Origin of the sequence: Aurantimicrobium sp. (assembly GCF_036667855.1) — a bacterium.
Classification (GTDB): domain Bacteria; phylum Actinomycetota; class Actinomycetes; order Actinomycetales; family Microbacteriaceae; genus Aurantimicrobium.
Genome location: NZ_JAVWTF010000057.1, coordinates 1 through 8,086, shown reverse-complemented (window position 1 = coordinate 8,086; position 8,086 = coordinate 1). Strand labels below are relative to the sequence as shown.

Here is an 8,086-nt window from a genome sequence, read left to right as displayed (position 1 = left end):
TGTCGGAAGCCTTGGGGAATTAGCCCAACTTAATCAGATCGTTATTGTTCACAACGAGCGCCACCACTCGCCGTTTCCTCAGGGAACCTTCTCGTCGATGCTAACACCTGTTTTAGAACTGTTTATCCCCGAAAATCGAGGATTTTCAGCAGGAATCAATACAGGAATTCGGCATGCCTTGCTTACAAACTGCGATGCAGTACTGCTCATCAATAACGACGCGGTGCTGGGAGAAAATGCACTGGAAAAACTTCTCTCAGAGCTCAATTTTCCTAATGTTGGGATGGTTGCCCCAATCATCCTTAATCCAGATGAAACACTTCAGGCTTCTGGTGCTTCTGTAAAAAGTAATAGCCTCTCCGTTAATGAGCAGTCAATACAAAACTTTGATTTCCTAACTTTTGCATGCGTTTTGATCAAGTCCTCGACCTTTGAAGAAATAGGCCTTCTCGATGAAGCCTTCTTTATGTATTGGGAAGACGTTGACTTTGGATTGCGTGTCAAAGCTGCTGGTCTTGAGCTAGTTGTAGTACCTGAAGCAACTGCAATACATGCTGTCTCTTCTTCGAGGAAAATTGCAGGTTCCCGCGTTGACTTGTATTCAGCTTTTGGCCTAGGTGCTTTCGGAATCAAGCATCCGCAATACAAGTTTGGAAGTTACTTCCGGATCACTCTGAGAGTGCTCAAACGAATTGCCCTGTTGCAGTTCTGTTTCGCCTACAAACTCTGGCGAGCTTTCAAAGATGGCCAGAAGCTTGATCGTCCAAGTTATCTCAAGGTAACTAAAGAGAACTGGCCGCTTTAGGCCTAGTGAGTCAGCGCAATAAGTCTCTGGAAAAGTTCAGTTTGGGTTTTGGCCGAGCTCTTTTTGTCAGTGACCGAGCCAATACTCGAAACTGCATTTCTGTACCCACTGTGATCTTCAGTGAAACGTTGGAATAGCTCTGCAGTTCCCTGAATTGGATCAGAGACAAGTACTCCCCCACCCTCTGCCAGCATTTCCCGGGTTGTCGGAATATCTAAACCGATGACGGGTACTGCCTGAGTGAGTGATTCTGCTGCTACGCGTCCATAGGTCTCATATTTCGAGAGAACTAAGGTGAGGTCTGCGTTTGCAAATATGGAGTCAATGTCTTTCTGTGGCGGATGCACAAATACGACTCCTCGCATGCCCTCGCTGTTAATCATGTTGCTGAGTTCACGAGAAATGGTTGAATCAACATCGCCATACATCGAAAGCTGCACATTGATACCTTGCTGCCTGGCCAGCTTGACGGCAGCAATTGCATCAAGGTGACCTTTTTCTCGAGAAATACGTCCCAGCATGACAGCACGAAGTGGGTTGTGCGGCCCCTGTTGATGCAGCTCAATCAATGCTTTGATGTTCTTTTTAGGTTTTGAAATTGCCGGGGCAGATACAAGGTATTCGCTACCGAGTTCCTGCCCGACATATTCAGAGGGCACAATAAACAAATCAGCCCATTTATTCAACAGCCCAATAATCCAGGGCTTAGGTAGGAGCGAAGTCAATACTCTGTTGGAACGAATTCCCTCGTGCACGAACACGGCTGTGGGAATGTGCTGCTGATATCCGGCACGAACTGGGCCAGGGATTGTAGAAGTGTTGACGATTAACAGATCAGGGGCTATTTCTCTGAGGAAACGAGAAAATCTTGAAGACTCTCGACCGATGAGTATCAAGCGAGGAATACCTAGGAGCCTAGGGAATTTGCCTGTCATCCACGTATGGGTTGGTAGAAACACAATCTCAGTGACACCTATTGCTTCTAATTCTGCCTGGAGAGGGCCTTCTCTAGGCAATATGAGGGTGAGGGAGATCCCCCTCTCAAACGCTGGTTTCACGACCTCTAATAGAGATAATTCCGCACCTCCCAGATCAGATGAATGAGAGTAGATAACCCACGACTGTTGAGAGTTATTCTTTGGTGCGCTCATGCTGGCGTAACCCATTCCCTGAGCTGTTGCCTGAATTGCTCAGAAGAAAATTCATCTGCTCTGTGCACACAAGCTTTCTCTGAGATAGCTCCGAGGGAAGCATCGGCCGCGATTATTTCTTTTTCAGAGAATTCAGCAAGAAGAATGCCCGTTTTTCCGTCTAGGACAGTTTCACTGACTCCGCCGACTGTGGGACCAATCACTGGTGTCCCTGCTGCCATTGCTTCAACTGGCATGATGCCAAAATCTTCAACCGCTCCGAAAACTAACACTTTGGCCTTGGTAAAAAGTGCTTTCAACAGCTGGCTACTAGGGCTTTGAATGATTTGGATGTGGTCCCCTGGGCTCATCTCACTCAAGGTAACCAGGTCCGCGTAATCCGGACCATTCCCTGCAAGTACAACCGGCAATTGTGTTACTTTTCCGTATTTTAGGGCGAGATCCAGTCGCTTGTAGGGAACAAAGCGAGATGCTCCCAAAACAAATGTTTCTGGAAGTGATTCAAGAACTAACTTCTCATCTGACGAGAGTTGTGTGTTTCCCTCCTTGAAGAAATCAACATCGACGGGTGGGTAGATAACTCGTGAATCCCTGTTCCAATATTTCTGAATCCTGGATTGAACGGTCGAGCTGTTCGCTGCAATGGAACTGAGTTCTTTCGCTCTTTTGGTGTCTATTGCCTTCAACACTGGCGCAACCAGCCTGACAAAAATTGATTTTCCTCTGGAGTCCAATTCAGGACTCCAAATATAGCGAGCAGGGCTGTGCACGTAAGCAAATTTGTTAACTGGTTTAATTCCAACAAATTTGGCATGGTGGGCGAATAAATGAGTGCTCGCAAGTATCCAGTCTGGCTGGAAGTCTATTTTCAATCGACGCCAAACAAATGGCATAAAAAGCAACGCAAGAGGCTTCACCTTGCGTAAAGGAGTTTTCGCAAGCCATGATTCGCGGACTCTACCTGGGGCAAATCGTTCAGGAGCGTCATTCCATAAGCAATATATAGGGGCATCCGGAAAAACAAGGGCGATTTCATCGAGGACGTTTTCAGATCCGCCAATTTCTTCAATCCACTCGTGGACGATGACACCTGTCATGAACGTGGCCCTTGTCTGAGGGTTTCACGCAGTTGCGTATTGACAATGTCCCCTACAGAATCCCAAGAATAGGTAGCTTGCCACAAAGCATCAGGAGTGTTTTTCACTCGGGGGCTACCTGAAATATTCCCCATTGTATCCGACCATTCTGTTGAATCTGTCGAACTCGTCAGAGCCGTGCCATACGTGCCAACTATTTCGTGAACGCTTTCACACCCAGACCAATAGAGCACCGTGGCACCACAGGCTATTGCTTCTGCGGCCGGCAGCCCAAATCCTTCAAGGGTTGAGGGCATCACGAGTGCCTGAGTTGATCTATAGAGTGCGGACAACTCAGCGTCAGTAAGGCCGCTCAAAATCGTGACTTGTTGCGAGACGCCAACATCAGAAACCAGCGAAGTTGCTTGAGCAACATCACTTGTGACAATGATCAATTCATGGTCTTTGTTGTGAGATATTGCTTGGAGAAGCAAACTGACATTTTTATGAGGTTTGATACTCCCGACGTAGAGAAATCTGCCTTTCCCCCTATTATCGCTTTTACCCTCTAACCGAAATTCGGGGCTCACGCCACAACCAGTGACAACAGCCTTCACTGAATCGTTTGATACCCACTTACGAATCTGTGCTGCAGAGGTTTCAGACACTGTAAAAACAGTGCCTGCTTTTACAATTGCGGGCTTAACTATGAGGTCGTAGTACAGCTTCTTAAGCGGAGATTGCTCGGCTTGGTTCTCTAGGTGAATCAAGTCGTGGACTGTGATTATTTGTGTTGTCGAAGTAAAGCCAGAGTTAAAGCCAGGTGTGTAAATGACACTCCCTTTCGGCCACCCCCGTCTTGAGGGAGAAAAAGCGTCCATTGGATTGGTCGGAGATATCTGTGAACGCAAACCAACGTAATCCTGATCCAAACGCTTGAGCACTTCCGCGCTGTATCGAGCTATACCGTGTTGACCTTTCCATCTTTGGTCCACAACCAAAGTGGGCAGACCCTTTTCCGTCATATTGCGGTGTCTCCGGGTTTTAGAACGGCCTTGGCTGTTCTGGCAAGAATCAAGAAATCAGCGCTGAGGCTCCAATTCTCTACGTAGTAGAGATCTAACCTGATGGATTCTTCCCAAGTGAGAGAGGAGCGTCCACTCACCTGCCAGAGCCCTGTCATACCAGGCTTGACAAGCAATCTGCGTGCAGCAACATGGTCGTAGAGCTCCACCTCTGCTGGACGTTGTGGTCTTGGCCCGACCAAGCTCATGGAGCCGAATAACACGTTGAGTAATTGGGGAAATTCATCGAGGGAATATTTTCTCAAGAAACCACCAATTGGCGTAATTCTAGGATCATTATCCACTTTGAAGAATGGCGTGTTTCCCTTTCCTTCCTTTTTCAGGAGCTCAGCCAACTCTGCATCTGCATTTACCTTCATTGATCTGAATTTGAGCATGTTGAAAGTATTACCGTCAAGGCCCACGCGTTCTTGTTTATAAAACACCGGTCCTGTACTGGTCAGTTTTACTGACAATGCAATTACTAAAAATATCGGGGACAACACAAGTAAGAGCATTCCCGCAATGATGATGTCTAAAACGCGCTTTGAGGCAGGCCCGTCACCGTCAAAATCTGGAGTCTCGATATGCAACAAAGGCAACCCAGCTACAGGTCGTGAGTGAATTCGCGGACCCCCAACTCCAATAATGCTGGGAGCAACAATGAGTTGGTGCTTGACGGGGTCTAACTGCCAACTGAGTTCCTGCACAACAATTGGGCTGAGCGAGTCGGAGCTGCAGATAACCAAGTGGGTTGCTTCAGATGCTTCAAGTGCAGCTATGACGGAGCCCACGCGACTTTGGATAGATTCTTGATTAGCGCTTGAATTTCCGCCCTCTTCAAGTTGCATTGTTCCAGCAACCGCTAATCCAGATTCTGGATGTGCTCGGAAAGCTGAATTAATTTCACGAATTGAACTCGGTGACCCAACTAAGAATGCTCTATCAGTGAGTTTGTCTTTTTTCCTCTGAGACGTCAGCCATTTTCTCCATAACCACCGGCTCACTACCAGTAACACGAGCCCACTTATGAAAAGCGACACTACGTAAGATCGCGAAATTTCCGTTTTGGTCAGATAACCCGTGATGGCCAGTACGGAGAATAACGTGAGAGAACTTTGAAAAATTCTGGTGTACTCAGCATTTCCTACACCCAATATTCGAACATTTTTCGTTGCAAATAACCTCAGGAAAATTAGCCAAACGATGACCAGTGATACGGACAAAAACGTGTAGGAAATCGTCAATCCAGGCTGAATTTCAAACAGCTCTAGTTGAACTCCAGATGGTATGAAAATTATCTGACTGATAAAAACACCGAGAACCAGACTGAGAACATCAGTCATCGAGATATTTCTCGAATAAATTTTTTCCCAGGGAATATGAGAATATTGCGGCATAAATCCCCCTGCTTATGACCTAACGTCAGACTTCTTTACTTCTACTCTAGGGTTCAAAACCACTACCGAAGGTGACTGAGAATCACTTTCTTCCAAAACACGCGCAGACTCCATCAAAGTCGACAATTTTGAAAAGCCAATCTCGGCAACTAGTACAGCCTCAGTCACAAGTGGCAAAAGTGTCGTTGAAGTTGGCTTGTGCTCATAAGAAGGGCTTAGAAGAAGAACTACGTCGTAGTTATTGCGGATATCACCCACGAATTTCTTGAAATCCTTTGACGCGAGTAAATCTTCAGAATTGATCACATTTCCTGAAGAAAAAATGGCATCCACATGGGAAGAAACAGAAACAATGAGCTTATTCAATTCTGAAGACTTGGATACCTGAGCGGAAATTCCCTGAGGAGTAGAGGAGAGGCCCAAAAATCCGATATCTGTCTTATTGCTCAAGTCACAGTCAATAACTAATGTCTTATTTCCGGTTGCTTGTAAGGACTCAGTTAATACGGTGATAAAGCTGTAGAAACAAGCTCGAGAAGCTTCCCTCACTACCAAGAAATTAGCCGTGTCTTTTACGTTACGTGCTAAAAGAGAGGAGCGGGTTTTGTACAGATCCTCGTTATTCCAGGTGAAGTCGTCGCCGCCCTTGTTGCTGTGTGCTTGAATTTCGAGAACTTTCCTACCTGATATTTCAGAAAGTTCACGAGAACCGAGGAGTGTGTTGTTCAACCACGCTCTTACGAAAGCGACAAATAAGCCTAATAACAACCCCAGAACAGTTGGGATGAGTATTTTTGACGCCGGTGAGTTACGGGTGACATCAATTGTGGGAATGCTTTCTACTGCAACCTCAACTATTTTTGACTGAACATTCAATAATTCAGGCGAAGACGCGTTCATCACTGAGGCCGCGACGTTTACCGCTTCAGTTGGTAGCTCGGAGTCTAGGCTCGTTGCGATGATGGTAAACACGTCAGAGCCAGCATTTGAACCGCTTGAAAAGGTAATGTTCTCATCAAGGGAACTCGCTGTTATTCCCATCTCTTTCGCAATGAGTTCATGGATATGTTCTGTAGCCAGGAGATCCGACGCAGTGATTGCGGGAAGTTTGTTAGTTTCACCGTTGGTTGATTCTTGAAGCGGGGCAATGAACAATAATTGTGAATTTGCGGTGTAAACCTGTGATGGTATCTCTTGGGGCTGTAGCGCAAAAAACACTCCCCCGAAAAAGAACACAACAGTCATGGACACAATAAGTACCCATTGTCTCCTCATGCGAAGTAAGTAATCTTTCAAGCTCATGCTTCCCCCTTGTGCATATAGGTAAAAACTAACCCCCTAGTTCTAACAGCTTGCCATGTTTTAAGTTCAGATAGAAAAAATCTTCTTCGAAAATAATCAAAGGCACTCGCTAGGATGAAACATTGGTGGGGATGATGGAAAAAATTGCAAGTGTTAGGAGCCTCGGAGCGAGGCTTTACGGGTCAAATCTCAGTTCAATTTTCACAGCGCTTGGCATCTTTACTGTTTCGTGGGAAAAGTTCGGAAATGTTGGAATAGCTGGCTACAACCTCAAACTCAGCGTTATTCTTTTCGCTTTTTCACTTCTCTTCAGCTGGATTGACTCCTGGCGGAGAAACATCCCTCTCAGGCCACCTTTTCCCATCATTTTTGCTCTTGCACTGGTGCTTTTGTATGCGTTAATTGGATTAATTTCAACCAGCCAGGTGGCAGCCCAAGCGCAAACAGTTGCAGTTATAACTGGCGCGCTCATTCCATTTCTCGCCGTTCTAATAAACGTGAAACTTTACGGAAATTTTTCACAATTATTAAACGCATTTATATACGGTGCAATCTTTGCTTCGATTTTTGGCCTCTACCAACTTGCAGCTTTCTATTCTGGGCTTCCCCAGATTGTGTCTTATCGAGCTACAGATGTTAATGGTTACGGTCGCATTAGTTCGTTTTCATACGAATCTGGATATTTTGGGTACTTCTTGGTACTGGCCATGGTGGCAGTACTCGCACGCTCTGTGCTCACCAAAACTCCAACAAATCAATGGTTGTTGGGTCTCTTTGCCCTCACTCTGGTACTCGCCAACTCCCGTGCCGCATTTGTCACTATTCCAATTTTGCTTGGCATTTTTATTTTCTTTTGGCCTCGTAGAATCCCACGCCCCCGTTTTGGCTGGCTTGCAACCCTAGGTGCGATTGGTCTTGTAGTCGTAATTGCGATGAAGCCTGATGTCATGCAGGCAGTTGCTGTGAGATTCTTTTCCTTGTTTGACCCGAATGAAGCTTCTTCAAACGCGCCCAGATTGGCAGTTTTGAATTCGAGTTGGCAAATATTTTCAGATAATCCATTGTGGGGTATTGGCCCGAGTAGCTTGCGAGATTTTCTTTATAGTTACGGGTTCCAAGTTTCGCCTACAGCCTCTCCCAACTCTGTCATCGCGAACAACTCGTTTTTTCAGGCGCTCCTTGACGGAGGTGTGATACTTTTCCTCGCTGAGTTGGCTTTTGTGATCACTGCGATTGCTTTCTACATGCATAGAAGTCACTCAGTGGCTTGGATACTGATGAGTGGATG

7 protein-coding genes are annotated in these 8,086 nt (G+C 46.1%); 2 read left to right on the top strand and 5 right to left on the bottom strand.

The window, feature by feature from the left end:
* A partial coding sequence (locus RR877_RS09135) for a glycosyltransferase family 2 protein (RefSeq protein ID WP_332627983.1) occupies positions 1 to 805 on the top strand: 805 nt, incomplete at its 5' end.
* A gap of 2 nt (positions 806 to 807) precedes the next feature.
* Here the strand turns inward: RR877_RS09135 and RR877_RS09130 are convergent.
* From RR877_RS09130 to RR877_RS09110, 5 genes are all read right to left on the bottom strand, one after another.
* A complete protein-coding gene (locus RR877_RS09130) occupies positions 808 to 1,956 on the bottom strand; it encodes a glycosyltransferase family 4 protein (RefSeq protein WP_332550580.1) in 1,149 nt (382 codons plus the stop codon).
* Complete coding sequence (locus RR877_RS09125) at positions 1,953 to 3,053, bottom strand: glycosyltransferase (protein ID WP_332550579.1); 1,101 nt, start codon at positions 3,051 to 3,053, stop codon at positions 1,953 to 1,955. The genes RR877_RS09130 and RR877_RS09125 overlap by 4 nt, the downstream gene beginning before the upstream one ends.
* On the bottom strand, positions 3,050 to 4,057 hold the full coding sequence (locus tag RR877_RS09120; protein WP_332550578.1) for a glycosyltransferase family 1 protein: 1,008 nt from the start codon (positions 4,055 to 4,057) through the stop codon (positions 3,050 to 3,052). The genes RR877_RS09125 and RR877_RS09120 overlap by 4 nt, the downstream gene beginning before the upstream one ends.
* Entirely contained in the window at positions 4,054 to 5,442 is a 1,389-nt protein-coding gene (locus RR877_RS09115) for a sugar transferase (protein ID WP_332550577.1), read from the bottom strand. Before RR877_RS09115 ends, RR877_RS09120 begins: the two co-directional genes overlap by 4 nt.
* A gap of 66 nt (positions 5,443 to 5,508) precedes the next feature.
* A complete protein-coding gene (locus tag RR877_RS09110; RefSeq protein ID WP_332550576.1) occupies positions 5,509 to 6,798 on the bottom strand; it encodes a hypothetical protein in 1,290 nt (429 codons plus the stop codon).
* A 131-nt stretch (positions 6,799 to 6,929) separates the two neighbouring features.
* Here RR877_RS09110 and RR877_RS09105 point away from each other — a divergent pair.
* Positions 6,930 to 8,086: O-antigen ligase family protein (locus tag RR877_RS09105; protein ID WP_332627981.1), on the top strand; the 1,157-nt coding region annotated here is incomplete at its 3' end.